The sequence below is a fragment of the Pseudomonas piscis genome, from assembly GCF_009380155.1.
Taxonomy (GTDB): domain Bacteria; phylum Pseudomonadota; class Gammaproteobacteria; order Pseudomonadales; family Pseudomonadaceae; genus Aquipseudomonas; species Aquipseudomonas piscis.
The window spans coordinates 1-26,424 of sequence record NZ_WHUV01000011.1; the positions used below are offsets into that span (position 1 = coordinate 1).

A 26,424-nucleotide genomic window follows, 5' to 3' on the forward strand; every position below is an offset into this window, starting at 1 on the left:
CGCTGCCTTATCAGCTCCTTTCGGACTTCGATGAACTGAAGCGTGACCGCTGTCGAAATCTTCGTAACTCGTTGAATCTCAAGGAGTTTTCCGTTTCGACTGCGCCGGAAGTGGGGCGAATTATAGACCTGTAGAATCTGCCGTCAAGCACTAATTACGCTTTTCTTGCAGAAGATGCTTTTCCAATCATAAGCCGAGGAATACGGCGAGCCACGGAGGGCAGGCGCAACACCATTAATACTGTCCCCAAAGACGCGTAGATGGCCCATTCCTTCAGATCGGCCCTGACGATCCACAACATATGCAGCAACCCAAGCCCAAGAATGAAATAGACCAGGCGATGCAACTTCTTCCAGCGAGCCCCCAACCGTCGTTGGCTGTAGCGATTGGATGTTACCGCCAACGACAACAGAAGGATGAATCCCAAACTACCGACAAGGATATAAGGCCGCTTGCGCAGCTCCACGCCAAGTTGCGACCAGTCCAACCCCAGTATGAAAACGCCATAGGCAGTCAAATGCAGCACCACATAAGCAAAGCACCATAATCCCAACTGCCGTCGCACAGCGATCCAACCCGACCAGCCTGTCAGCTTCTGCAGTGGCGTCATGCTCAACGTGAGTAACAGAAACACCAGGGCTCCCAACCCCAGCCGATCGACCAGGACCTTGCCCGGGTCGGGCCCCAACAGCGAAGCCCAAGCCTCATACAACCAATACATGGGCCATATCGCGCCTGCAATGAAAACAGCGATGCGCCAAAGCGAATGACGCATCAGTAATCCTTCCTCAGATCCATCCCGCTATATAAAGAAGCGACCTCTTCCCCATAGCCATTGAACATTTGGGTTTCGCGGACATTCGGACTGAACAGCCCACTGGGAAGGCGCCGCTCCCGCGCCTGGGTCCAACGGGGATGGTCGACCGTCGGATTCACATTTGCATAAAAGCCGTATTCGTTGGCGGCGATACTCTGCCAGGTCGTCTTGGGCTGCTCACTGACCAAACTGATACGCACGATGGATTTCACGCTCTTGAAGCCATACTTCCAGGGCACGACCAACCGCAGCGGTGCGCCGTTCTGGTTCGGCAACTCCCGTCCATACATTCCCACCGCCAGGATCGCCAACGGGTTCATCGCCTCATCGAGCCGCAGTCCTTCGACATAAGGCCAATCAATCAAGGCGAACCCGGAGCGTTGCCCCGGCATATGCTCAGGATCACGCAAGGTTTCAAAGCGAATGAACTTGGCCTTGCTGGTGGGCTCGACCTGCTTGAGCAGCGCAGAAACGGGAAAGCCGATCCAGGGGATCACCATCGACCAGGCCTCGACACAACGCAGTCGATAGATACGCTCCTCCAACTGGTAAGGCTTGATGAAGTCCTCGAGCGCGTAACGACCCGACTTGGCTACCTCACCATCCACTACCACGCTCCACGGCTCAGTCTTCAGAGCTCCCGCATTGGCGGCGGGATCACCTTTATCAGTGCCGAATTCGTAGAAGTTGTTGTAGTGGGTCGCATCCTTGAAGGGAGTGATCGCCTCCCCCTGGGCAACCACCGCTTGCCAGCGAGTGGCCGGCAATTTCTCCGTGAACCAGGAAGGAGCCTGCCCCGGGTCGACATCGGCATAGCGCACCGCCTCGTCCGCCCTGCCCCAACGAGGCAACGCAGCCGCGGCGAGACCTGCAACGGTGCCGCCCAACAGGGCCCGTCGCGACAGGTAGAAGGATTCAGGAGTGATATCCGACGCTTTGCAATCGGAAGACTTGGGGAACTTGAGCAGCATGACAACTCCGCAGTATTGGAGGACAGATGCACCAATAGACTGCGGAGTATGGGGGAAATTACATCACTCGATGTGATTGCGGCGACGAAGATGCAACAGGTACTGGATCGGACCGGAAGCCGCATAGGCCAGGAACACCAGCAACAGTACCCGGGGCGGATCGCTGAACACCACCGCGAAGACCAGGACCACCGCCAGGATGGCCACGAACGGCACCCGGCCCTTGAGGTCGAGATCCTTGAAGCTGTTGTACTTGATGTTGCTGACCATCAGCATGCCGGCAGCCGCCACCATCAGGGCCACCAGGAACGACATCTTCGACCCCTGGATACCATAGTCACTGAAGGCCCAGACGATACCTGCCACCACACCCGCAGCCGCCGGACTGGCCAGGCCGATGAAGTAACGCTTGTCGGCCGTCCCCACTTGAGTATTGAAACGTGCCAGGCGCAATGCGGCACCGGCTACATAAATGAAGGCGACCATCCAGCCAACCTTGCCCATGTCGCCCAGCGCCCAGCCGAAGGCCAGCAACGCCGGGGCAACGCCGAACGCCACCATGTCCGACAAGGAATCGTACTCGGCACCGAACGCACTCTGAGTGTTGGTCATCCGGGCTACGCGGCCATCCAGGCCATCAAGCACCATGGCAACGAAAATCGCGATGGCAGCAAAGGCAAAATACTTGCTCGCTCCGGCAGCATCCCCGGCACTCAGGGCACTCTGGGCGCTCATGGAACTGATGATGGAATAGAACCCCGCGAACAGGTTCGCAGTGGTGAACAGATTCGGCAGAAGATAGATACCACGATGCCGGACTTTACGGCCTTCAGCGTCATGTCCTTCTTCGACATGCTCATCGATCGGTAGCAGGCTTTCGGCGTCAGAGGCCTGGTTTGGCTCTTCGGGACGTTCGCTCATGGACATTACCTTGCAACGGTGTGAAAAGTTTCGACAGATACCCCGGGCCACGGTTCGGCCACAAAGGAGCCTGCTTTATACCAGAACCTATCCCCGCAAACGAAAAAACGCGGCCTAGGCCGCGTTTTCCCTGACAAGACTCGAACTTAGTTCTTGGTTTTGTCGACGATCTTGTTGGCAGAGATCCACGGCATCATCGAACGCAGTTGCTCGCCGATGATCTCGATGCCGTGAGCGGCGTTGTTACGACGCTTGGCGGTCATGGATGGGTAGCCGGTAGCGCCTTCGCTGATGAACATCTTCGCGTATTCGCCGTCCTGGATGCGCTTCAGGGCGTTGCGCATGGCCTGGCGGGATTCGGCGTTGATGACTTCTGGGCCCGTCACGTATTCGCCGTACTCGGCGTTGTTGGAGATCGAGTAGTTCATGTTGGCGATACCACCTTCGTACATGAGGTCAACGATCAGCTTCAGCTCGTGCAGGCATTCGAAGTAGGCCATTTCCGGCGCGTAGCCGGCTTCGACCAGGGTTTCGAAACCGGCCTTGACCAGTTCCACGGTACCGCCACACAGAACGGCTTGCTCGCCGAACAGGTCGGTTTCGGTCTCGTCCTTGAAGGTGGTTTCGATGATGCCGGTACGGCCACCACCTACACCTGCGGCATAGGACAGGGCGACGTTCTTGGCATTGCCCGAGGCATCCTGGTAGATGGCGATCAGGTCAGGGATACCACCGCCCTTGACGAACTCGGAACGCACGGTGTGGCCCGGGGCCTTCGGCGCGATCATGATCACGTCCAGGTCGGCACGAGGAACTACCTGGTTGTAGTGGATCGAAAAACCGTGGGAGAAGGCCAGGGTGGCGCCTTTCTTGATGTTCGGCTCGATTTCGTTCTTGTACAGGGCGCCCTGGAACTCGTCTGGAGTCAGGATCATGACCAGGTCGGCAGCGGCGACAGCAGTAGCCACGTCGGCAACTTTCAAGCCATGGGCTTCGGCCTTGGCAACGGTGGCCGAGCCTTTACGCAGGCCGACAGTCACGTCGACGCCGGAGTCTTTCAGGTTGCAAGCTTGAGCGTGACCCTGGGAACCGTAACCGATGATGGCAACCTTCTTGCCCTGGATGATCGACAGGTCGCAGTCTTTATCGTAGAAAACTTTCATGAACTTCCCCTATGTCAGGCCGTTCCGGCCATTCGCTAATTTGAATTAGATGCTCAGTACTTTGTCGCCACGGGCAATCCCGGTGACGCCACTGCGTACGGTTTCCAGAATCGATGCGGTACCGATCGATTGAATGAAGCTGTCGAGCTTGTCGCTGGTACCGGTCAGTTGAACGGTATACACGCTAGCGCTGACATCAACGATCTGCCCACGGTAGATATCGGTGGTGCGCTTGACCTCGGCGCGCTGGGCACCGGTCGCCTTGATCTTGACCAACATCAGCTCACGCTCGATGTGGGCACTTTCCGACAGATCCACCAGCTTGACCACCTCGACCAGCTTGTTCAGGTTCTTGGTGATCTGCTCGATGATCTCGTCATGACCGACGGTAGTCAGGGTCAAGCGCGACAAGGTCGGGTCTTCGGTTGGCGCCACAGTCAGGCTTTCGATGTTGTAGTTGCGCTGCGAGAACAGGCCGACAACACGAGACAGGGCGCCCGGTTCGTTTTCCAGAAGCAAGGAGATGATGTGCCGCATATTAAGTACGCTCCGTCTTGCTCAGCCACATATCGCGCATGGAGCCGTCTTTGATCTGCATCGGATAGACGTGCTCGCTGGTATCGACCTGGATATCGAGGAACACCAGGCGATCCTTCATGGCGAACGCTTCTTCCATCTTCGGCTTCAAGTCCTTCAGGTCGGTGATGCGGATACCCACGTGACCGTAAGCCTCGACCAGCCGGACGAAGTCAGGCAGCGATTCCATGTAGGAGTGCGAATGACGGCTGCCATAGCTCATGTCCTGCCATTGGCGAACCATACCCAGCACGCCGTTGTTCAGGTTGACGATCTTGACTGGCAGGTCGTACTGCAGGCAGGTGGACAGCTCCTGGATATTCATCTGGATACTGCCTTCACCCGTGACGCAGGCGACATCATCATCAGGGAAGCTCAACTTGACTCCCATGGCCGCCGGGAAACCGAAGCCCATGGTGCCCAGGCCACCGGAGTTGATCCAGCGGTTGGGTTTGTTGAACTTGTAGTACTGCGCCGCGAACATCTGGTGCTGGCCCACGTCGGAGGTCACAAAGGCATCGCCCTTGGTCACTTCGCAGAGGGTCTCGATCACGGTCTGCGGCTTGATGATGCTGCCGTCACCTTTGTCGTAAGGGAACAGGCCGCGGTCACCGCGCCACTCGTCGATCTGCTTCCACCAACTGGCGACCGTATCCTTGTTCGGGGTATCGCCGATTTCCTTGAGGGCCGCGACCATTTCGGTCAGGACGCTCTCCACTGGGCCCACGATTGGCACGTCGGCCTTGATGGTCTTGGAGATCGAAGCCGGGTCGATATCGACATGGATGATCTTGGCGTTCGGGCAGAACTTCGGCGCACCGTTGATGACCCGGTCGTCGAAGCGCGCACCCACAGCCAGGATCACATCGGCATGGTGCATGGCCAGGTTGGCGGTATAGCTGCCATGCATGCCGAGCATGCCGACGAACTGCCGATCGGTCCCCGGATAGGCACCCAGGCCCATCAAGGTGTTGGTGACCGGCAGGTTGAGCATCTTGGCCAGCTCGGTCAACGCGGCGGAACCACCGCCGAGAATCACGCCACCGCCGGAATACAGCACGGGACGCTTGGCCGACAGGAGCATCTCCGCCGCCTTGCGAATCTGTCCGGAGTGACCACGAACGGCTGGGCTGTAGGAGCGCAGCTTGGCCTTCTTGGGAAAAACGTATTCGAACTTTTCAGCCGGGTTGGTCATGTCCTTGGGGATATCGACCACCACCGGGCCAGGACGACCCGATTGCGCCAGATAGAAGGCCTTCTTCATGACTTCCGGAATTTCCGAAGCGTGCTTGATCATGAAACTGTGCTTCACGATCGGCCGGGAGATACCGATCATGTCGGTTTCCTGGAACGCGTCGGTACCGACCATGGTGCTGGGCACCTGGCCAGAAATGACCACCATCGGAATCGAGTCCATGTAGGCGGTGGCAATACCGGTGATGGCATTGGTCGCACCCGGGCCGGACGTCACCAGTACCACGCCGGCCTTGCCGGTGGCACGGGCATAACCGTCAGCCATATGGGTAGCCGCTTGTTCGTGACGAACCAGGATGTGGGTAACTTCCGGTTCCTTGAACAGGGCATCGTAAACATGAAGGAGAGCACCACCTGGGTACCCGTAGATATATTTGACGCCTTCGTCACGCAAGAAGCGGACGAGCATCTCACCGCCAGATAAAAGCTCCACGTTGTTCACCTCTAAAACGCCAGAATACCGCCCTCAAAAGGGAGCGGGTCTTAATAGGTTTACTTCTCAGCAGAGCATGAGCGACGGTGGTCGCCGACTACGTCAGCACTGACTGAGCAAGCATTGGGAATGCCCCAAAGTGTTGCGGGGATTTCCCACCCAGCGCGAGGTAACGCGTTGCGGGTGTAGCACTTCGGTGCGGATGTGCACCTCATGATCTGCTGAGCGGGTCTGCTTCTGGCAGTCCCTCTACAGCGGACTTTGGATTCTTCTGTTTCGCCCTCGGCAAGTCAAGCTGTCTATATAGCTAATTCGAACTACGCTCACTAAAACGCAATAAATAGCCCAAAACCAGGGTAAATTTACGCTCCAATTGCGCGTTTTTCCGCAAGAATCTCAGAAATACGAACCTGACTTTGCCGTTCGAGCACCATCCAAGTCGGACTAGGCAGAGGCTTTGGCTACGGCAGGAACAGGGATCGGGAGCAAGCGACCCAATCATGGGTCGACCCGGCACGGGGATGCACGCAGAAGCGGCGGGCTAGAGGCTGCCAGGAGGTTCCTGGCAGCCTTGTTTCAGCGGGTGGCGGCGATCAGTTGATCGAACTCTTTGAGCAGCACTTGCAACTGCAGATCACGCCCCTGCATCGAGCGGCTGGAGAACACCATCTCGGCCATCTCCTGGATGCCGGAAGCATTGGGCAGCGGCAGGTCCTGCTCCAGGATCATCTTCATGCGCGGCAGGAAGATCCATTGCAGCCACTGCTCGAACTCCAGCGTATCCACGGCAAACGGCTGAGTGCTGGCCAGGGCCTCGGCGCTGGGAGACTCATCCCCCCATAGCCCCTGAAGCCGCAGTTCACGCTCGATCAACAGCAGCTGTTCAGCGATCTTGGGAAAACGTACGTCCATCACAGCGACACCCGGGCCTTCTGGCGAGCCTGGGCTGCACCAGCGGCATCCCCCTGCTTATCACGCGCCTGGGCGATCAACTCCCACAGGCTGGCTTGCAGGTCAGGGCGGCCATTGGCGAAGCTCAGGCCGCGGCGAGCGAACTGTTCGGCTTGCGGGGCATCGCCCTGGGCCATGCGCACCTGGGCCAGGCGATACAGCACTTGCGGTTCCCGGGGAGCCACTCGCTGCGCGCGCTCGAGGCTGGAAGAAGCGCCGTTCAGGTCACCACTGGACTGTTGCTGCTGAGCGGTCGTGAGCAACGCCAGTACCGGGCCATCCAACTGCTCGTCCGCCGACAGGCCACCGGAACGGGCCGAGGGAATGCCGCTTGGAGCCGATGGCATGTTGTAGCTGCCCTGGTTGATCGGTGCCGGCTGGTAGCTCGAACCATCCACAGGCCCAGGCGTAATGGGTCCGGAAGAAACCGGGCCCGGGGTGATCGGCGACGTGCTGATCGGTGTCGAGGTGGTCGCGCCACCGCCCGGTACCATGACCACCACGCCCGAATCCTGGGGAATAGTCTGGGCTTGGGCCTGCGCCGGACGCTTGATCGTCGTCTGGCGGAAACCTCCGGTAGCGGAAATCCGCTCATTGTTGGACACGGCTGTACCCGAGTCCACGACGGGAATCGAACCGCGCTGCACGCTGGCGCAACCATTGAGCAACGCCAGAGCTGTAATAGCTGGAACCCACCACTTGTTCACGTCAAATCCTCATCGCTTAGTTCATCCAGCCCTTGACCCAATCCATCACCGACTCGCCACCTGCCGGGCTTTCGCCACCGCAGGAAGCGCCGGGAGGCGGTTCGCTGCCGCGAATATACGGCATCTGCACAGCCCCCGGACAGTTGGCATCGGAGCCCTGCCCGGTACGTGAATCGACCCAGGCCTGGACCACGTTGTCCGGCTGCGGCATGTCCAGCGGCAGCGGATCGGCCTTGCGCATGAAGCTGGTCCACACCTGCAGGGCGCCGGTGGCTCCCGTGAACGGCGTCTTGCCGTTGTCGTCGCGGCCAAGCCAGATCACTGCCAGCAGGTCCTGGCTGAACCCGGCGAACCAGCTGTCGCGGGAATCGTTACTGGTGCCGGTCTTGCCAGCGAGCGTCAGGCTGCTGGGCAGCACGCTGTACACCGAGCGCCCGGTACCCTCGCGCATGACTCGCTGCATGGCGCTCTGGATCAGGTAGATCGAGCCCGCATCGAAACGCTGCTGGATCTGGAACGGATAGCGCTTGAGCGGCTCGCCCTCAGCGGTCAGCACACTGCGAATCCCGCGCATCGGCGTATTGAAACCGCCATTGGCCAGGGTCTGGTACATGGTGGCCACTTCCATCGGGCTCATGCCCCCCGCGCCCAGCAGCATGGATGGGAATGCCGGGAATTCCCGGGTTACCCCCAGGCGCCCAAGCGTCTTCAAGACATTCGGCACACCCACTTCCAGCCCGAGCCGGGCTGTGGAAAGGTTGTAGGAATGCGCCAGCCCCTGGTACAGGAAGACCGTGCCATGGCTGCGGCGATCATAGTTCTGCGGCTTCCACACCTGGCCATCCGCGCCCTTGACCGAGAAGGCTTCATCCGAAAGCCAGCTAGTCAGCGTGTACTGGCTGGGTTTCTCCAGGGCCGTCAGGTAGACCGCCGGCTTGATCAGCGAGCCGATCGGGCGCACGGCATCCAGGGCTCGGTTGAATCCGGCGAAACCGGCCTGGCGACTACCGATCATCGCCTGGACTTCACCGGTTTCCGGGTTGGTCACCACCATCGCCGCCTCGACCTCATCCGAGCCCTTGCGTCCGGACAGGCGCTTGAAGGTGTCGTTGACGGAGGCTTCGGCCTTCATTTGCAGGATCGGATCGAAGCTGGTGAAGATCCGCAGTCCTTCCTCGGTCAAGTCTTCATCGCGATAGTCTTCGCGCAGCTGGCGCTTGACCAGGTCGAGGAAGCCGGGGAACGAGCTGTCTGCCAGGCTGCCGCGCTTGGTCACGCCCAGGGGCATCTTCTTCGCCGCCTCGACCTGCTCTGGCGTGGCGACGCCCTGTTGAGCCAGCAGATCGAGCACCAGGTTACGCCGCTCCAGAGCACGTTCCGGATAGCGCCGCGGGTTGTAATAGGAAGGTCCCTTGACCATGCCCACCAATAGCGCCACTTGATGCAGCTTGAGTTCGGACAGCGGCTGGCTGAAGAAGAACTGGCTGGCCAGGCCGAAACCATGCACCGCGCGCTGGCCATCCTGGCCGACGAACACTTCGTTGAGGTAGGCCTCGAGGATCTCGCGCTTGTCGTAATGCAGCTCCAGCAACAAGGCCATCATGGCCTCGGTGAGCTTGCGCGACAGGCTGCGCTCGTTGGTCAGGAAGAAGTTCTTCACCAATTGCTGGGTCAGGGTGCTACCGCCCTGGCGCATCTGGCCCGACGAAGTGTTGACCCAGATCGCCCGGGCGATGGACTTGGGCGAGACCCCGAAGTGCGAGTAGAAGTCCCGGTCCTCGACGGTCACCAGGGTTTCCAGCAAGTACGGCGGAACCTGGTCGATCTTGATCAGGATCCGGTCTTCGAGGTTCTTTGGATACAGGCCACCAATCAACAGGGGCTCAAGGCGTACCACCGCCAGTTTCGCGCCCTTGCTGCCGGACAGTTCGGCCACGTAATCGCCGGAGAAACGCACGCGCACCGGCTGCGCCTGCTCCAGTCCTTCATAGAACTGGAAGCCTCGGGTATTCAAGTCAACGGTATTGCCGCTGACCGAAGCCGCGCCGGGGCCATTGGCAACGCTTTCACGGCGATAGCCCAAGGCATCGAGCTCCGTGAGGAAGTCGTCCTTGCTGAGCTTCTGTCCGACGAACAGCTCCAGCGGACGCGCATAGACCTTGGCCGGAATGGTCCAGCGCTTGCCGGAGAACTTCTCCTGGACCACGGCATCGAGGTAGACGGCGAAACCGGCGAGCACCACCAGGCCCACCAGACTGAGCTTGAGCGCCCAGCCCAGCCAGGGGCGCAGGCCGCCAGAGGAAGTTTTTTTTGCAGAACGAGGGGATCGGGTACGAGTCATGGCGGCGGATTATACGCACTTTGATTCATCATCAACATGCGCCAACCGAGGTTTGCCTGGACGCCCGCAGCGGCCATAATAGCGCCCTCGTTTTTCCGACCCTGAAGGACCGCCTGTGAGCCAGTCACTGATCGCCGCCTTGCAAAACCCAGCTCTTTATCCGCATCCGGTAGACGGATTCCAGGTCATCGAAACCCATATTTCCTGGGTGATCCTCACCGGCCCGTTCGCCTATAAAGTGAAGAAGCCGGTCAACTTCGGCTTCCTGGACTTCACCAGCCTGGAAGCCCGCGAGCATTTCTGCGGCGAGGAGCTGCGTCTTAACCAGCGCCTGACCCAGGACCTGTACCTGGAAGTCCTGCCGATCACTGGCAGCGCCGAGACCCCGGAACTGGGCGGTAGCGGTCCGGTTGTCGACTATGCACTGAAAATGCGCCAGTTCCCCCAGAGTCAGCTGTTGAGCACCCTGCAAAGCAACGGCGAACTGACCACCACGCACATCGACCAAATGGCTCGGCAGATCGCTCAGTTCCACCTCAGCGCTCCCCAGGTTCCCGCCGATCATGAGGCCGGAACCCCGGACAGCGTGATGGCGCCGGTGCGCCAGAACTTCGAGCAGATCCGCCCATTCCTCAGCGACAAGGCCGACCTGCAGCAACTCGAGGCCCTGGAAGCCTGGGCCGAAACCAGCTTCGAACGCCTCAAGCCCCTGCTGGCCCAGCGCAAGAACGATGGTTTCATTCGCGAATGCCACGGCGACATCCACCTGGGCAACGCCACCCTCATCGATGGCGACGTGGTGATCTTCGACTGCATCGAATTCAACGAGCCCTTCCGCTTCACCGATGTGTACGCCGACACCGGCTTCCTCGCCATGGACCTGGAAGACCGTGGCCTGAAGAGCCTGGCGCGGCGCTTCGTCAGTCAGTACCTGGAACTGACCGGCGACTATCAGGGCCTGGAACTGCTCAACTTCTACAAGGCCTACCGCGCCCTGGTACGAGCCAAGGTCAGCCTGTTCAGCATGCCGGCCGATGCCACCGCAGTTCAGCGTGCCACCACCCTGCGCCAGTACCGCAACTACGCCAACCTGGCGGAAAGCTACAGCACCATTCCATCGCGCTTCCTGGCCATCACCTCCGGCGTCTCTGCGGTAGGCAAGAGCCATGTGGCCATGCGCCTGGTCGATGCCCTGGGCGCCGTTCGGCTGCGTTCCGACGTCGAACGCAAGCGCCTGTTCGGCGAGCAGCAGGGAGCCAACGACCTGCATGCCGGCATCTATAGCAACGATGCCAGCAACGCGACCTATGAGCGCCTGCATGAAATCGCCGAAGTCATCCTGCGTGCCGGCTTCCCCGTGGTCATCGACGCCACCTACCTCAAGCGTGCCCAGCGTGATGCCGCCGCCAAGGTTGCCGAAGCCACCGGCACGCCATGCCTGATCATCGACTGCAACGCCCCACAGGCGGTCATCGCCAGCTGGCTCGCGCAACGTCAGGCCGACCAGAACGATCCATCGGACGCTACCCTGGCGGTGATCGCCGAGCAACAAGCCACACGCGAGGCGTTGACAGAAGAGGAACTGCTGCGCAGCAAGCGCGTCGAGACCAACGAAAGCGGTAGCCTGGACGTCCTGGTCACCAACATTCGCCAACGCCTGCCGGGCCTCTGAGTCACTCTTTCAGCCGTGAAGTGGCAAAGACTTCACGGCTGAAAAACAGTGGCACTATACTGGCGTCATAAATCCACCGCCGGTGACGTCGCCATGAGCCAACCCAAACTTCTCGACACTGCGCTTTACGCTCTGCTGCACAAGGACGACATCACGGGCTTCAACCGTGAACGCCCCAAGGATCAACCCATCGACATGCGTGGCGGAGACTTCCGCGGTCTCGACCTGCGCGAACTGAACGCCACCGGCATCGACTTCACCGACGCCTATTTCCGCTCTGCCGACCTGCGTGGCCTGGATCTTCGAAACGCCTCGATGGAAGGCGCAAGCCTTGCCCATGCGCAGATTTCCGGGGCCTACTTCCCCGTGGAGCTGACTGCCGACGAGATCCTGATGTCGGTCAATTTCGGCACCCGCCTGCGTTACAACACCCGCTGAAGTTCCCCTCTGCATATCCGGCGCATCGCCCTGCGCCGGACATGCCCCCCGCTCCTTCCCCTGCCGTACTGCGTCGCGAACTCCCCCGCTCCAACGATGAACTCACCCGCCTTAGAAGCATTTGCGTCGAACCCGACCAACGCACAGCGCGTTTTCTGCTGAGCGCTACACTCCTTTGAAGCTGCCCACTCACCATTCGGCCATCGCCAGGAGGCTTGATGAATGATGAACTGCAACACCTGAAGAACCTCGGCAAGACATCCGCGCAGTGGCTGCATGCAGTGGGCATCCATAGTGCTTCGGACCTGCGTCGCCTGGGAGCGGTGGACGCATACCGCGCCGTGCGCACCCGGGGTTTTCGTGCCTCGAAGGTCTTGCTCTATGCCATCGAGGGCGCGCTGATGGACATGCACTGGAACGACCTCCCCGCCGAACGCAAGGAAGCCCTGAACAAGCAGCTGGATGCCATTTCCACCCGTCAAAAAAACTGATTGGCACACTTCTATGTATCTATTGGGAGAGCAGCCGGCCTACGCCGATGCCTTGATCAATCGCCTGCAGAACATTCCGCCGCAACTGCTCGAAGGCCTGGCGCCCTGCGGCCCGACACTGGAACTGCCGGCCATGGCGGACCTTTCAGGCGCCCTGCCCGGCCATCAGATCTACCTGCTGGAAAGCGGTGTGATCCAGGCGAGCGTCGAGGATCGTCCACTGTTCTACCTGCACGAAGGCGACCTGGTGGGATTGCGTCGGGGCCTCGAGCAGCCCCACTGGCTGCTTGGCTGCGACGCGCCCTTGCAACTGATTCCGTACCTGAGGGCAGATGTGTTCCGGCACATCCATGCCGATGAACAGCGCTCGGAGTTGCTGCTGCAATACCTGATCGGCCAAACCGCCCTGCTCTCGGATGCCGTTGCCCGCCTGAAACCGCCGGAACTGCGCAGTCATAATGGCTTCAAGCGCGTACAGCAAGGCGAAGTGCTGATCGCCCAGGGCGATGAGGCGGACCATGTCTTCGTGATAGTCGAGGGGCATGCCCAGGCCTTCGTCGACGGGCACAAGGTCGGCGACGTGCCCAAGGACGAGATCTTCGGCGCCATGTCGATGTTCACCGGTGAAAAGCGCAGCGCCAGCGTGATCGCCAGCGAACCGACCACCGTGATGCTGATTCCCAGGGATCAGTTCCTCAGCCTGACCCAGAGCAATCCACGAGTAGCCCATAGCCTGATCGAAAGCATGGCCCGGCGCATCAACCTGTTGAACCGGGAAGTGATCCGGCTCAAGGGCCTCGGCGATCGCGAATAAGCCCGAATCCGGAGGCGATTCAAACGAGCGTTTAGCGAAATATGCAAAAACTGGAAATCACCACGTTGACATCGAAATGAGAATCGTTATGATTATCACAACTGGTCGCGAGATCAGCCGATAACCTGGAAGACCAGTGGTTCGGACTCTCAGATTATCTCCTCATCAGGCTAATCACGGTTATTTGACCCGGCTCTGCCGGGTCTTTTTTTGCCTGCAAAAAACCTTCGCTCAACGCCTCAACGGTGCGCAGTAATCGCGTTCGGGTTGGGGCGGGGTGAACCAGACCAGGTCGGCATTGGCCAGATCCACCGAGTGGCCACGCTCCGCCAGCATCAACACCAGCACTTCCTGCGGATGCCCAAGGTCGGCCAGATGCAAGGGCACGCCCAGATCCTTGCGCGCATGGAACGCACCAGCAAACAACAAGGCAGGAGCCGGTGCCGCGAGCAGGCGCTCGGCCATGCGCCGATCACGCTGCTGCTGTACGGCCAGCATGGCTGGTACCTGGCTTTGAGGCAGCAGACCGCAATGGGATTCGCGAATCTGTGCGGCCAAGGTCGTGGTTACCCTGTCGTCGTTGACCCGGGAGCCAGACAGCGATGGCGCCTTGGCATAGATATCACGCACTTCCTGGCGATCCAGGTTGGCGCAGAGCAGCGGATAAGGCTGCTTCAAGGCATACCCCACTAACGGGCCATAGAGGCTCCAGTCCCAGCCGGGCTGCCAGGCCAGCGCAGCAGGCAGGTCATCAGGCCAACGCCCCGTGCCAACCGCCGCCCTGCTGGCATCGACACGGGATTGCTGATCGGGGTTGAGCATCTCCAGCAGCAAGCTGCCCTGGGGCCGTTGCACGGCCATCGAACGCAGCAACCACAATTGCACGGCGTGGTGCTCGGGGTTGTCGTGCTGCTCGCCGACGATCACCCGTGATGCCTGGCCCAACAGCACCGCCAACTCTTCGGGAGCAAGTATTCGACCATTGCGCAGGTCGACGATGCTGCCCGCAGGCGTCGCCACGGGAGGCGGCAGGATCGGGGCCGAGGTCTGGCAGCCCGCCAGTGACAACACCAGCAGAAGTAGCAACGAACGCATCGGAACGCCTCCAGATTGCCCGTCAGCGGGCGATGATCAACGGATGCCCGCGCTCCGGATGCTCCTGCACCAGCACCTCCAGGCCAAATACCGCCTTAAGCGGTTCGGCGCGCAGCACGGCGGCCGGAACGCCCATGGAGTGCGGTCGTCCACCTTCGAGTAACAGCACCCGATCACAATAGCGAGCGGCCAGGTTCAGGTCATGGAGGATGACCAGCACCGCCACGCCACGATCGGCGAACGCGCGTATGGCCTGCAAGGTGACGTGCTGGTGCAACGGATCGAGGGCCGAGGTAGGTTCGTCGAGCAACAGGCTGTGCCCTGGCTCGCCCGGCCACAATTGCGCCAGGACCCTGGCCAGGTGCACCCGCTGGCGCTCCCCGCCCGACAGGGCCAGGTAGCTGCGCCCTCCAAGATGCGCGATATCGGCTGCCTCCAGGGCTGCGGTCACTATCTCCTGGTCACGCAGCAGACCACTCTGGTGAGGCAGGCGCCCCAGGCCCACCACCTCTTCGACCCGGAAGGCGAAATCCAGGCTCGATGCCTGCGGCAACACGGCCAGGCGCCGGGCACGCTGGACACCGTCCCATTGCGCCAGCTCGCACTCGTCCAGCAATACTCGCCCCTGGTGAGCCGCCAGCTCACCACTCAAGGCGCCGAGCAGGCTGCTCTTGCCCGCGCCATTGGGTCCCAGCACCCCCAGCACCTCACCGGGAGCCAGCTGCAAGTCGATACCGGTCAGCACATCCTTGCCGCCGCGTCGTACATGCAGGTTCTTGACTCGCAACATCAGGCGCGCCCTCGCAGCAACAGATATAGAAAGAAGGGGGCGCCGAGAAAGGCGGTGACGATACCTATGGGCAGCTCCGCCGGAGCCAATGCCAGGCGCGCCACCAGATCGGCCAGCAGCAACAGGCTAGCGCCCGCGAGGATCGACGCTGGCAGCAAGATCCGATGGTCCGGCCCCGCCAGCAGGCGCACCAGATGCGGTACCACCAGGCCGACAAAACCGATCATCCCCGCCGCCGCGACGGCAGCGCCCACGCCCAGGGCAGTGCAGAACACCAGTTCACGCTTGAGCCCTTCGACATCGACCCCCAGGTGCTTGGCTTCCGACTCTCCCAGCAACAGGGCATTCAGGGCCTTGGCCCGCCGCGGCAACCACAGTGCGACAGCCAGGGTCACCAGCAACAACGGCCACAGCCGCTGATAGCTGGCACCGTTGAGGCTGCCCAGGTTCCAGAAGGTCAAGGTACGCAAGGTGGCGTCATCGGCCAGGTAGGTGAACAGCCCCACGGCGGAACCGGCCAGGGCGGTCAGGGCGATCCCCGCCAGGAGCATGGTCGCCACGTGGGTCTGGCCATTGCGCCGGCCCAGGCGATAGACCAGCGCCGTCACCCCCAGGCCGCCGAGGAAGGCACACAACGACAGGAGGTAAGGACCGACGGCCTCCGGCAGGCCTCCGAACATCGAGCCGCCGACGATGGCGATGGCCGCGCCCAGCGCCGCGCCACTGGAGACGCCCACCAGCCCGGGCTCGGCCAGGGGATTGCGGAACAGGCCCTGCATGGCCACGCCGGACAAGGCCAGGACACCTCCGACCGCCAGGCCGAGCAAGGTCCGTGGCAGGCGGATCTGGCCGAGAATCAGCTCAGCCTGCTCCAGGCCCTGGCCGTCGATCGGCAGGCCGAGCATCCGCAGGGCCGCACGCAGGGTATCGAACAGCGGCAGGCTCACCGGCCCCAGGGCCAGGGACAGCCAGGTGGCCACCAGGCAAAGGCACCCAAGGCCGAGAAACAGCGTGCGCGGCTGGACCAGGCGACTCATTGGGCCGGCTTGGCCTGTGGATAAAAGGTCGCCGACAGTTGCTTCAGGCTGTCAGGCAGGCGTGGGCCGAGCCCTCCCACCAAGAGAGTCGGATCCAGTTCCACTACTCGTCCGGCCTTGACCGCCTTGGTGGCCGCCAGGGCCGGGTTTTCCTTGAACAGCGCGGCGCGCGCCGCCTCACCACTCAGACTGCGATCGGAGAACACCAGCACCTCCGGGCTCAGCCCCGCCAGGGACTCCACCGAGAACGGCTTGTAGCCGCTGTGGGTCGCCAGGTTACGCCCGCCAGCCTGTTGCAGCAGCCAGTCTGCCGCGGTGTCCTTACCAGCGATCAAAGGCTTGCCGCCGGCATGTCCGAGTACCAGCAAGACTCCGGGCGCAGGTTGTTGGGCCTGGGCCTGGGCGATCCAGGCCCGTTGCTGGTCGAGTCGCTGCTGATAACGCTGGAACAGCTGCCCGGCCTGCTCTTCACGCCCGAGCAACTGTCCCAGGTGTTGCAGGGTGCCCTGCAAGGTGGGCAGGTCCGGCTGGGCGGAGAACATCTCGACCCGAACGCCCGAACCGCGAATCTGCGAGATCACCGGCGGCGGCCCCATTTCCTCGGTTCCCACCAGCACCTGGGGCCTCAGGCTCAAGACGCCTTCTGCCGACAGCTGGCGCTGGTAGCCAATGCTGGGCAGCGCCTTGAGCGAAGCCGGATGCTGGCTGGTAGTGTCGACACCAACCAGCTTCGACTCCGCGCCCAGGGCACTCACCCACTCGGACAAGGCGCCCCCGGCACTGACCCAGCGCTGCGGCAACTCCTCGGCGGCGGCCCAGTGGCTCACCAGCAATCCGGCACAGAGCGCAAAGGCGCTGGCAGTCAGGCGCATAGAACGTTTCCTTTATAGAAGTGAGGCCCGAGAAGCGGCTGTCCATGTGACACGCCTGGTTGGCCAGGCATCGAAATGAGCAAGCGCCCCTTTGCGAGCGAGACGGCCATTTGATAATTGTTTTCATTTGACCGTCAAGCGCCGGCGCATTCGCTCCTGTAACCGCAGGAAACCCGTGACAGGCCGATGCCAGGGCCTTCGGAGCCAGAGGATGAGCATGAAATTTCTTTGCATCGGCAGCGACCTGCCTGAGGCCAGCAGCCGGGGATTCCAGATCGAGGGTGTGAAGCTTCTCGCCGTACGCCGCGACCGCCAGGCCTATGTCTACAGCAACCGCTGCCCACATCGTGGAGTGCCCCTGGAGTGGCAACCCGACCAGTTCCTGGACCCCAGCCGCAGCCTGATCCAGTGCGCCACCCATGGCGCACTGTTCCTGATCGAAAGTGGCGAATGCGTGGCCGGCCCCTGCGCCGGCCAGTTCTTGCAAACCATCGACTGCCGCGAGGACAGCCAGGGGATCTGGATCGATCTCTAGAGCAGCACCTCGAGGCGCCGGTCGATACAGACTTGCTCGGCCGTCAGGCTGGCGCCATAGGCCAGCACCTCGACCCCGGCCGCCACTGCCTCGCGTAACGCTGCGGCATAACCCGGATCGATTTCCTCGGCCGGACGCACCGCGTCGATGCCCGACAGGTTGACGCAATACAACTGCACCGCCCGGACACCGTCGCGAGCCAGGGTCGCCAGCTCCCTCAGGTGCTTGGCGCCACGCAGGGTCACCGCGTCGGGAAAGGCCGCGACCGACGAACCAGCGAAGCCCAGGGTGACGCTCTTGACCTCGACGAAGGCCGAGCCATGGGGATAGTCGAGGCGAAAATCGACTCGGCTGTTCTCCTGCCCATAGGCCACCTCGCGCTTGAGCCCGGTGAAACCGCGCAACTCCTCGATCACCCCGACCTGCAACGCTTCCTCCACCAGGTGGTTGGCCCGCCCGGTATTCACGCAAGCCAGCCGTCCCTGCGGGGTTTCACTGATTTCCCAGGTCCCCGGGAGCTTGCGCTTGGGGTCGTTGGAACGGCTGAACCACACCTGCCCGCCTTCGACCATGCAGTTGAGCATCGAGCCGGTATTGGGACAATGGATGGTCATCTGCTCGCCGTGGAGCGTCTCGATATCGGCCAGAAAGCGCTTGTAGCGGCGCAGCAGGCGCCCCTCTTCCAGGGGAGGATCGAAGCGCATCAGCCTTGCCAGCTCTGCAGGCCACGGGCGATTCGCGCCACCGCTTCCTGCAGGCGCTCCAGGCTCTGGGTGTAGGCGAAACGCACATGGTGCCCGGCCTGGTAACGCCCAAAGTCCAGGCCCGGGGTGAAGGCCAGGTGTTCGGTCTCCAGGAAGTGCCGGCAGAAGGCGAAGGCATCGCCACCAAAAGCGCTGATATCGGCATACAGGTAGAACGCGCCCTCTGGCTCCACGGCGATGCCGAAGCCCAGCTCACGCAGGGCCGGCAGCAGGAAGTCGCGACGCCGCCCGAACTCGGCGCGCCGCTGCTCCAGGATGTCGATGGTCGCGGATTCGAAACAGGCCAGGGCGGCATGCTGGGCCACGCTGGGGGCGCTGATGTAGAGGTTCTGCGCCAGTTTCTCCAGCTCACCGATGGCAGCCTCTGGCGCCACCAGCCAGCCCAGGCGCCAGCCGGTCATGCCGAAATACTTGGAAAAACTATTCAGGACGAAAGCGCTGTCATCCACTTCCAGGACGCTGGCCGCATCGGTGCCGTAGGTCAGGCCGTGGTAGATCTCATCCACCACCAGATGCCCGTTGCGCGCCTTGATCGCGGCGGACAGCCCCGCCAATTCGTCACGGCTGAGCACGGTACCGGTGGGGTTCGCCGGGGACGCCACCAGGGCGCCGACACTGTCCTGGTCCCAGTAGCGCTCCACCAGGTCCGGAGTCAGTTGGTAACGCACATCGGGGCCGACCGGGACCAGTTGCGCGGCGCCTTCCACCAGGCGCAGGAAATGCCGGTTGCAAGGATAGCCGGGGTCCGCCAGCAACCAGTGCTTGCCAGGGTCCACCAGCAGGCTGCTGGCCAGCAGCAGGGCGCCGGAACCGCCGGGAGTGATCATGATCCGCTCGGGGTCGATGTCCAGGCCATAACGCTGCCGATAGAAACCGGAGATCGCCGTGCGCAGCTCGGGAATGCCACGGGCCGCGGTGTAGCGGGTCTTGCCGGCACCCAGGGCCGCCTGGCCGGCCTGGACGATCGGTTCGGCGGTGGTGAAGTCCGGTTCGCCGATCTCCAGGTGGATCACATCGTGTCCGGCGGCTTGCAGTTCGTTGGCCCGGGCCAGCAAGGCCATGACATGGAAAGGTTCGATAGCGCGACTGCGCGCACTGTAGGGCAGAGCCATTGGCCTTCCTTCATCCGAGGGGAGCAAAAACCCGATTCTACCCATGCTCTCAAGATAGGGAGAACCCGGGCTGGTCCGAGCGCCTTGTTCCTGGCTTCGCACACAATCAACGGAACCTGCAGCATTGGCTAAAATCAATGATTGAACGAGACAGTCAGAAAGCCCTGTAGGACTTTTCCTACCCCTGTAGACCAGGCAGGACAGGGGTTCGACAACCGGGAGTAGCGCGCTCTGATTTGATCTGGTAAGTTCGCCGGCTTGCAGTCGCAGGGCCGGCAACTGTCGGAGATGGAGCAATCCTGCGCAATGGATTACAAGAGTAGAGGCGGTCCATTCATGCCCACCCAAGCAAAGCAACAGATTCAATCGATCAGCGGTTTTGAACCTTATGTTGAGACTGCGGGCGAAGAGTACATGGGCAAGCCCATGCGCGAGCACTTCACCAAGATCCTGAACAAGTGGAAGCAGGACTTGATGCAGGAAGTCGACCGCACTGTTGATCACATGAAAGACGAGGCAGCCAACTTCCCCGACCCGGCCGACCGTGCCAGCCAGGAAGAAGAATTCAGCCTCGAACTGCGCGCCCGCGACCGTGAGCGCAAGCTGATCAAGAAGATCGACAAGACCCTGCAACTGATCGAAGACGAAGAATACGGCTGGTGCGAATCCTGCGGCGTCGAGATCGGTATCCGCCGCCTGGAAGCCCGCCCTACCGCCGACATGTGCGTAGACTGCAAGACCCTGGCGGAAATCAAGGAAAAACAGGTCGGCAAGTAAGCACCGACCCGACCCAGAAACGGAGCGTACATACGCTCCGTTTTCGTTTCTGCACTCTCCTTCCGCCTCCCCCGCAAGAGCGATCCCGCTCGTGATGGTTCCCCGCCGACTCCATCGCCATCGTGGGGCCAGACCAAGTAACATCCGCACCATGACTGCCTCTCCCTACATCGGCCGCTTCGCCCCCACGCCCAGCGGCTACCTGCACTTCGGCTCGCTGGTCGCTGCCCTCGCCTCCTACCTGGATGCCCGCGCCGTCGGCGGTCGCTGGCTGCTGCGCATGGAAGACCTGGACCCACCCCGCGAAGAACCGGGCGCCCAGGCGGCGATCCTCAAGGCCCTGGAAAGCTACGGCTTCGAATGGGATGGCGAGATGATCCGCCAGAGTGAACGCCATGACGCCTACGCCCAGGTCCTGGATCGCCTGTTCAACCAGGGGCTGGCCTACGCCTGCACCTGTTCGCGCAAGCAACTGGAATCCTACCAGGGCATCTACCCGGGGCTGTGCCGCAACCTCGGACACGCCCGGGATGACGCGGCGATCCGCCTGCGGGTGCCGGAACTCGAATACCACTTCATCGACCGGGTCCAGGGCCAATTCCGCCAGCACCTGGGCCGGGAAGCGGGAGACTTCGTGATTCGCCGTCGCGACGGGCTCTATGCCTACCAGCTGGCCGTGGTGCTCGACGATGCCTGGCAGGGGATCACCGATATCGTGCGCGGCGCCGACCTACTGGACTCCACCCCTCGCCAGCTCTATCTGCAGGAACTTCTGGGCCTGCCCCAGCCGCGCTACCTGCACGTGCCCCTGATCACCCAGCCCGACGGCCACAAGCTCGGTAAATCCTATCGTTCGCCGCCACTGGCCGAAGACCAGGCGCCGCCATTGCTCCTGCGCGCCCTGCGGGCCCTGGGACAGAATCCGCCAGCCGAACTGGACGGCGCCAGCGTGGCCGAGATCATGCAGTGGGGAACCCACCACTGGGACGCAACGCTGATTCCGCGCACACTGAGCGTGCCGGAAGCGCAATTGAACTGACGCCACTTGCAGCCTGGCGCCCATCCGTTACCATCGCCGCACGTTTTCGGGCACACACAATAAAGAGAGGCCGGGATGTACATCTATCGCTTGGTCCTGCTCCTGGTAGTGGGGATCTATCTGTTTTCCCCCGCCATCATGGATTGGTGGATCGATGCTACTGGCGCCTGGTATCGCCCGTACCTGCTCTGGCTGATTCTGATCGTCGTGACCTTCATCCTGCAGAGTCAAAAAGATGCCGATGAGCTTTAGCCTGACCCAGATGATCCTGATCAGCGCCGCCTACCTGCTGGTGCTGTTCGGGGTGGCCTGGATCAGCGAGCGTGGCATGATCCCGCGCTCGATCATCCGCCACCCGCTGACCTACACCCTGTCGCTGGGGGTCTATGCCAGTGCCTGGGCCTTCTACGGTACCGTGGGCCTGGCCTACCAGTACGGCTACGGCTTCCTCTCAAGCTACCTGGGGGTTTCCGGGGCCTTCCTGTTGGCGCCGGTGCTGCTGTATCCGATCTTGAAGATCACCCGCACCTACCAACTGTCGTCACTGGCCGACCTCTTCGCCTTCCGCTTCCGCAGTACCTGGGCCGGGGCCCTGACCACCATCTTCATGCTGGTCGGAGTCCTGCCGCTGCTGGCCCTGCAAATCCAGACGGTGGCCGACTCAATCGGCATCCTGACCCATGAACCGGTACAGCATCGAGTGGCCCTGAGCTTCTGCGCGCTGATCACGCTGTTCACCATCTTCTTCGGTTCACGGCACATCGCCACCCGGGAGAAACACGAGGGCCTGGTGTTCGCCATCGCCTTCGAGTCGGTGATCAAGCTGATCGCCATCGGTGGCGTGGGCCTGTATGCGCTGTATGGGGTGTTCGACGGACCACAGCAGCTGGAACTCTGGCTGTTGCAGAACCAGACGGCCCTCGCCGCCCTGCACACGCCATTGCAGGAAGGCCCATGGCGCACCCTGCTGCTGGTGTTCTTCGCCTCGGCGATCGTCATGCCGCACATGTACCACATGACCTTCACCGAGAACCTCAACCCCCGTGCCCTGGTCAGCGCCAGTTGGGGATTGCCGCTGTTCCTGCTGTTGATGAGCCTGGCGGTGCCGCTGATCCTCTGGGCCGGCCTCAAGCTCGGCGCCACTACCAACCCGGAATACTTCACCCTGGGCATCGGCATCGCCGCCGACAGCCCCGCCCTGGCGCTGATGGCCTACGTCGGTGGGTTATCGGCCGCCAGCGGCCTGATCATCGTCACCACGCTGGCACTGTCGGGGATGGCTCTTAACCACCTGGTGCTGCCGCTGTACCAGCCGCCGGCGGAAGGCAATATCTATCGCTGGCTGAAGTGGACCCGGCGCGCGCTCATCGTCGCCATCATCATGGCCGGCTATGCCTTCTACCTGCTGCTGGGGGCCGAGCAAGACCTGGCCAACCTGGGGATCGTGGCCTTCGTCGCCACCTTGCAGTTCCTTCCCGGGGTGCTCTCGGTCCTGTACTGGCCGACCGCCAACCGCCGTGGCTTCATCGCCGGCCTGTTGGCGGGCATCCTGGTCTGGATGGTGACCATGCTGCTGCCGCTGGTGGGCAACCTGCAGGGCTTCTACATTCCCCTGCTGAACATGATCTACGTCCTGGACGACACCAGCTGGCACATGGCGGCCATCGCTTCGCTGGCAGCCAACGTGCTGATGTTCACCTTGATCTCGCTATTCACCAACGCCAGCTCCGAGGAGGCCAGTGCCGCCGAAGCTTGCGCGGTGGACAACGTACGCCGACCGCAGCGCCGGGAGCTGCACGCGGCCTCGCCCCAGGAGTTCGCCACCCAGCTGGCCAAGCCACTGGGGGCCAAGGCCGCGCAGAAAGAAGTGGAACAGGCCCTGCGCGATCTCTACCTGCCCTTCGACGAACGCCGCCCCTATGCGCTGCGACGCCTGCGGGACCGCATCGAGGCCAACCTGTCCGGGCTGATGGGGCCCAGCGTGGCCCAGGACATGGTGGAGACCTTCCTGCCCTACAAGGCCGGTGGCGAGAACTACGTGACCGAGGACATCCACTTCATCGAGAGCCGGCTCGAGGACTACCACTCGCGCCTCACTGGCCTGGCCGCCGAGCTCGACGCCCTGCGTCGCTACCACCGGCAAACCCTGCAAGAGCTACCGATGGGCGTCTGCTCCCTGGCCAAGGACCAGGAGATCCTGATGTGGAACAAGGCCATGGAGGAACTCACCGGGATTCCCGCCCAGCATGTGGTGGGGTCGCGCCTGGGTACCATCGCCAACCCGTGGAGGGACCTGCTCCAGGGCTTCATCGACCTGCCCGACGAGCACCTGCACAAGCAACATCTGGCCCTGGACGGCCAGACCCGCTGGCTGAACCTGCACAAGGCGGCCATCGACGAGCCCTTGGCGCCGGGCAACAGCGGCCTGGTGTTGCTGGTGGAGGACCTGACCGAGACCCAGACCCTGGAAGACAAGCTGGTGCACTCCGAGCGCCTGGCCAGTATCGGCCGACTGGCCGCCGGGGTCGCCCATGAAATCGGCAACCCGGTCACCGGCATCGCCTGCCTGGCGCAGAACCTGCGCGAGGAACGCGAGGAAGATGGCGAACTGACGGAGATCAGCGAGCAGATCCTGGAGCAGACCAAACGCATCTCGCGCATCGTCCAGTCGCTGATGAGTTTCGCCCATGCCGGCAGCCACCAGCACAACGACGAAGCCGTATGCCTGGCCGAAGTGGCCCAGGATGCCATCGGCCTCCTGGCGCTGAACCGGCGTAATTTCGAGGTGCAGTTCTTCAATTTGTGCGATCCCGACCACTGGGTGGATGGCGATCCCCAGCGCCTGGCCCAGGTGTTGATCAACCTGCTGTCCAATGCCCGCGACGCCTCCCCCGCCGGGAGCGCGGTACGCGTCAAGAGCGAGGCTTTCGAGCATACGGTCGATCTGATCGTGGAAGATGAAGGCAGCGGCATTCCCAAGAACATCATGGACCGATTGTTCGAACCGTTTTTCACCACCAAGGATCCAGGGGAAGGCACCGGTCTGGGCCTTGCACTGGTCTATTCCATCGTTGAAGAGCATTATGGACAAATCACCATCGACAGCCCGGCCGATCCACAGAGCCAGCGCGGCACCCGTATTCGAGTGACCTTGCCGCGCCATGTCGAAGCGACGTCCGCTGTGAACTGAGACCGTCGAGAGAATTGAATCAATGCCGCATATTCTGATCGTCGAAGACGAAACCATCATCCGCTCCGCCTTGCGACGCCTGCTGGAACGCAACCAGTATCAGGTCAGCGAGGCCGGTTCGGTGCAGGAAGCACAGGAACGCTTCAGTATTCCCACGTTCGACCTGATCGTCAGCGACCTGCGTTTGCCAGGCGCCCCGGGCACCGAGCTGATCAAGCTGGGCCAAGGTAAGCCGGTGCTGATCATGACCAGCTACGCCAGCCTGCGCTCGGCCGTGGACTCGATGAAAATGGGAGCGGTGGACTACATCGCCAAGCCGTTCGACCACGACGAGATGCTCCAGGCCGTGGCACGTATCCTGCGGGACCGGCAAAGCGCCGACCAGGCACCGGCCGAGCGGCCAGCCGGCAAGGCCGCCGGCACCGACAAGAGCGCGGCCGGCAACGGCGAGATCGGTATCATCGGCTCCTGCGCGCCCATGCAGGATCTGTACGGCAAGATCCGCAAGGTGGCGCCAACCGATTCCAATGTACTGATCCAGGGTGAATCCGGTACCGGCAAGGAGCTGGTGGCCCGGGCGCTGCACAACCTGTCCAAGCGCGCCAAGGCGCCGATGATCTCGGTGAACTGTGCGGCCATTCCGGAAACCCTGATCGAATCCGAACTGTTCGGCCATGAAAAAGGCGCGTTCACCGGCGCCAGTGCCGGACGTGCCGGCCTGGTGGAAGCGGCCGACGGCGGCACACTGTTCCTCGACGAAATCGGCGAGCTGCCGCTGGAGGCCCAGGCTCGCTTGCTGCGGGTCTTGCAGGAGGGCGAGATCCGCCGCGTGGGTTCGGTGCAGTCGCAGAAGGTCGATGTCCGCCTGATCGCCGCGACCCACCGCGACCTCAAGAGCCTGTCGAAGATCGGCCAGTTCCGTGAAGACCTGTATTACCGCCTGCACGTGATTGCCTTGAAGCTGCCGGCCCTGCGTGAGCGCGGCGCCGACGTCAACGAAATCGCCAACGCCTTCCTCACCCGCCAAAGTGCGCGCATCGGCCGTACGGACCTGAAGTTCGCCGCCGATGCCGAACAAGCGATCCGCCATTATTCCTGGCCCGGTAACGTGCGTGAGCTGGAAAACGCCGTCGAGCGCGCGGTGATCCTGTGCGAGAGCCCGGAAATCTCCGCGGACCTGCTGGGCATCGACATCGAGCTGAGCGACCTGGAAGACGAGGACTTCGGCAGCCTGGCGCCGCAAACGGCACCGACCAGCCATGAGCCCACCGAAGACCTGTCCCTGGAAGACTACTTCCAGCACTTCGTCCTCGAGCACCAGGACCACATGACCGAGACCGAGCTGGCACGCAAGCTGGGCGTCAGCCGCAAGTGCCTGTGGGAACGCCGCCAGCGCCTGGGTATCCCACGGCGCAAGAGCGGGGTGACCAGCGAAAGCTGATACCTGTGCGACCTGGTGAGGTAACACCGGGTTTGTGAAAAAAACTGTTACCCCTGTAAGTGGACGTAACAGAAGCCGGGGCTAAAGGTAACGAAGCCCCGGTTTTTTTTGCCTCGAGAAAAGCAGCCCACCCCGCCTAACCCCTTGTTTTATTGGGCTTTGCAAAAGTTGGCACGGCACCTGCTATATGTTTGGTACAAGAACAATAACAAGCAATGCACAA

Annotated in this window: 25 protein-coding genes; 10 read left to right on the forward strand and 15 right to left on the reverse strand. The window is 62.0% G+C overall.

Features of this window, described 5'->3' with window-relative positions; genetic code table 11:
- Window positions 1-154 precede the first annotated feature (154 nt).
- From msrQ to mrcB, 9 genes are all read right to left on the reverse strand, one after another.
- On the reverse strand, window positions 155-775 hold the full coding sequence (gene msrQ, locus GDH07_RS31920) for a protein-methionine-sulfoxide reductase heme-binding subunit MsrQ (protein ID WP_152899864.1): 621 nt from the start codon (window positions 773-775) through the stop codon (window positions 155-157).
- Entirely contained in the window at window positions 775-1,788 is a 1,014-nt protein-coding gene (gene msrP, locus GDH07_RS31925) for a protein-methionine-sulfoxide reductase catalytic subunit MsrP (RefSeq protein ID WP_152899865.1), read from the reverse strand. Before msrP ends, msrQ begins: the two co-directional genes overlap by 1 nt.
- A 63-nt stretch (window positions 1,789-1,851) precedes the next feature.
- Complete coding sequence (gene pssA, locus GDH07_RS31930; protein ID WP_053138721.1) at window positions 1,852-2,709, reverse strand: CDP-diacylglycerol--serine O-phosphatidyltransferase; 858 nt, start codon at window positions 2,707-2,709, stop codon at window positions 1,852-1,854.
- A 146-nt stretch (window positions 2,710-2,855) separates the two neighbouring features.
- Window positions 2,856-3,872, reverse strand: coding sequence for a ketol-acid reductoisomerase (gene ilvC / locus GDH07_RS31935; RefSeq protein WP_022641000.1), 1,017 nt, complete (start codon window positions 3,870-3,872; stop codon window positions 2,856-2,858).
- A gap of 45 nt (window positions 3,873-3,917) precedes the next feature.
- On the reverse strand, window positions 3,918-4,409 hold the full coding sequence (gene ilvN / locus GDH07_RS31940) for an acetolactate synthase small subunit (RefSeq protein ID WP_011063488.1): 492 nt from the start codon (window positions 4,407-4,409) through the stop codon (window positions 3,918-3,920).
- Window position 4,410: 1 nt separating this feature from the next.
- A complete protein-coding gene (locus tag GDH07_RS31945; protein WP_053138778.1) occupies window positions 4,411-6,135 on the reverse strand; it encodes an acetolactate synthase 3 large subunit in 1,725 nt (574 codons plus the stop codon).
- 576 nt (window positions 6,136-6,711) lie between these two features.
- Window positions 6,712-7,047: a YqcC family protein gene (locus GDH07_RS31950; RefSeq protein ID WP_022641002.1), complete on the reverse strand. Its 336-nt coding sequence runs from the start codon at window positions 7,045-7,047 to the stop codon at window positions 6,712-6,714.
- The gene (locus tag GDH07_RS31955) at window positions 7,047-7,793 is read right to left on the reverse strand and encodes a tetratricopeptide repeat protein (protein WP_053138727.1); all 747 of its coding nucleotides are present in this window, start codon (window positions 7,791-7,793) and stop codon (window positions 7,047-7,049) included. Before GDH07_RS31955 ends, GDH07_RS31950 begins: the two co-directional genes overlap by 1 nt.
- A 16-nt stretch (window positions 7,794-7,809) precedes the next feature.
- Complete coding sequence (mrcB, locus tag GDH07_RS31960; protein ID WP_152899867.1) at window positions 7,810-10,134, reverse strand: penicillin-binding protein 1B; 2,325 nt, start codon at window positions 10,132-10,134, stop codon at window positions 7,810-7,812.
- Between the two features lie 115 nt (window positions 10,135-10,249).
- Between mrcB and GDH07_RS31965 the strand changes: the two genes are divergently transcribed.
- The 4 genes from GDH07_RS31965 to GDH07_RS31980 all read left to right on the forward strand — a co-directional run bounded on the left by GDH07_RS31965 (window position 10,250) and on the right by GDH07_RS31980 (window position 13,549).
- Window positions 10,250-11,806, forward strand: coding sequence for a bifunctional aminoglycoside phosphotransferase/ATP-binding protein (locus GDH07_RS31965; RefSeq protein WP_343038394.1), 1,557 nt, complete (start codon window positions 10,250-10,252; stop codon window positions 11,804-11,806).
- Between the two features lie 93 nt (window positions 11,807-11,899).
- Window positions 11,900-12,244: a pentapeptide repeat-containing protein gene (locus GDH07_RS31970; protein ID WP_022641006.1), complete on the forward strand. Its 345-nt coding sequence runs from the start codon at window positions 11,900-11,902 to the stop codon at window positions 12,242-12,244.
- A 218-nt stretch (window positions 12,245-12,462) separates the two neighbouring features.
- Window positions 12,463-12,735 carry a TfoX/Sxy family protein gene (locus GDH07_RS31975; protein ID WP_022641008.1) on the forward strand — a complete coding sequence of 91 codons (273 nt, stop codon included), beginning with the start codon at window positions 12,463-12,465 and terminating at the stop codon, window positions 12,733-12,735.
- 13 nt (window positions 12,736-12,748) lie between these two features.
- The gene (locus tag GDH07_RS31980; protein ID WP_152899868.1) at window positions 12,749-13,549 is read left to right on the forward strand and encodes a Crp/Fnr family transcriptional regulator; all 801 of its coding nucleotides are present in this window, start codon (window positions 12,749-12,751) and stop codon (window positions 13,547-13,549) included.
- 231 nt (window positions 13,550-13,780) lie between these two features.
- On the opposite strand, the gene GDH07_RS31985 is transcribed toward GDH07_RS31980, so the two are convergent.
- From GDH07_RS31985 to GDH07_RS32000, 4 genes are read right to left on the reverse strand one after another with little or no spacing between them, the layout of a single operon-like run.
- Window positions 13,781-14,644: a ChaN family lipoprotein gene (locus GDH07_RS31985; RefSeq protein ID WP_152899869.1), complete on the reverse strand. Its 864-nt coding sequence runs from the start codon at window positions 14,642-14,644 to the stop codon at window positions 13,781-13,783.
- Window positions 14,645-14,666: 22 nt separating this feature from the next.
- Entirely contained in the window at window positions 14,667-15,434 is a 768-nt protein-coding gene (locus tag GDH07_RS31990) for a heme ABC transporter ATP-binding protein (RefSeq protein ID WP_152899870.1), read from the reverse strand.
- Complete coding sequence (locus GDH07_RS31995) at window positions 15,434-16,417, reverse strand: FecCD family ABC transporter permease (RefSeq protein ID WP_178124138.1); 984 nt, start codon at window positions 16,415-16,417, stop codon at window positions 15,434-15,436. The genes GDH07_RS31990 and GDH07_RS31995 overlap by 1 nt, the downstream gene beginning before the upstream one ends.
- A gap of 50 nt (window positions 16,418-16,467) precedes the next feature.
- Window positions 16,468-17,343, reverse strand: coding sequence for a heme/hemin ABC transporter substrate-binding protein (locus GDH07_RS32000; protein WP_152899872.1), 876 nt, complete (start codon window positions 17,341-17,343; stop codon window positions 16,468-16,470).
- 217 nt (window positions 17,344-17,560) lie between these two features.
- Here GDH07_RS32000 and GDH07_RS32005 point away from each other — a divergent pair, with 217 nt between their 5' ends.
- The gene (locus tag GDH07_RS32005) at window positions 17,561-17,878 is read left to right on the forward strand and encodes a Rieske (2Fe-2S) protein (RefSeq protein ID WP_152899885.1); all 318 of its coding nucleotides are present in this window, start codon (window positions 17,561-17,563) and stop codon (window positions 17,876-17,878) included.
- On the opposite strand, the gene sfsA is transcribed toward GDH07_RS32005, so the two are convergent.
- Together sfsA and GDH07_RS32015 are read right to left on the reverse strand one after the other, a co-directional pair.
- Window positions 17,875-18,582 carry a DNA/RNA nuclease SfsA gene (gene sfsA, locus GDH07_RS32010; protein ID WP_152899873.1) on the reverse strand — a complete coding sequence of 236 codons (708 nt, stop codon included), beginning with the start codon at window positions 18,580-18,582 and terminating at the stop codon, window positions 17,875-17,877. The two genes, GDH07_RS32005 and sfsA, sit on opposite strands and share 4 nt — an antisense overlap.
- Window positions 18,582-19,754 carry a pyridoxal phosphate-dependent aminotransferase gene (locus tag GDH07_RS32015; RefSeq protein ID WP_152899874.1) on the reverse strand — a complete coding sequence of 391 codons (1,173 nt, stop codon included), beginning with the start codon at window positions 19,752-19,754 and terminating at the stop codon, window positions 18,582-18,584. The genes sfsA and GDH07_RS32015 overlap by 1 nt, the downstream gene beginning before the upstream one ends.
- 336 nt (window positions 19,755-20,090) lie before the next feature.
- Between GDH07_RS32015 and dksA the strand changes: the two genes are divergently transcribed.
- The 5 genes from dksA to GDH07_RS32040 all read left to right on the forward strand — a co-directional run bounded on the left by dksA (window position 20,091) and on the right by GDH07_RS32040 (window position 26,201).
- Window positions 20,091-20,531: an RNA polymerase-binding protein DksA gene (dksA, locus tag GDH07_RS32020; protein ID WP_011063504.1), complete on the forward strand. Its 441-nt coding sequence runs from the start codon at window positions 20,091-20,093 to the stop codon at window positions 20,529-20,531.
- A gap of 151 nt (window positions 20,532-20,682) precedes the next feature.
- The gene (gene gluQRS / locus GDH07_RS32025) at window positions 20,683-21,570 is read left to right on the forward strand and encodes a tRNA glutamyl-Q(34) synthetase GluQRS (protein WP_152899875.1); all 888 of its coding nucleotides are present in this window, start codon (window positions 20,683-20,685) and stop codon (window positions 21,568-21,570) included.
- 75 nt (window positions 21,571-21,645) lie between these two features.
- Window positions 21,646-21,822, forward strand: a complete 177-nt coding sequence (locus GDH07_RS32030) for a hypothetical protein (protein WP_003176118.1) — start codon at window positions 21,646-21,648, stop codon at window positions 21,820-21,822.
- Entirely contained in the window at window positions 21,806-24,760 is a 2,955-nt protein-coding gene (locus tag GDH07_RS32035) for a sensor histidine kinase (RefSeq protein ID WP_178124137.1), read from the forward strand. The genes GDH07_RS32030 and GDH07_RS32035 overlap by 17 nt, the downstream gene beginning before the upstream one ends.
- A gap of 22 nt (window positions 24,761-24,782) precedes the next feature.
- Entirely contained in the window at window positions 24,783-26,201 is a 1,419-nt protein-coding gene (locus GDH07_RS32040; protein WP_152899877.1) for a sigma-54-dependent transcriptional regulator, read from the forward strand.
- Window positions 26,202-26,424: the final 223 nt, after the last annotated feature.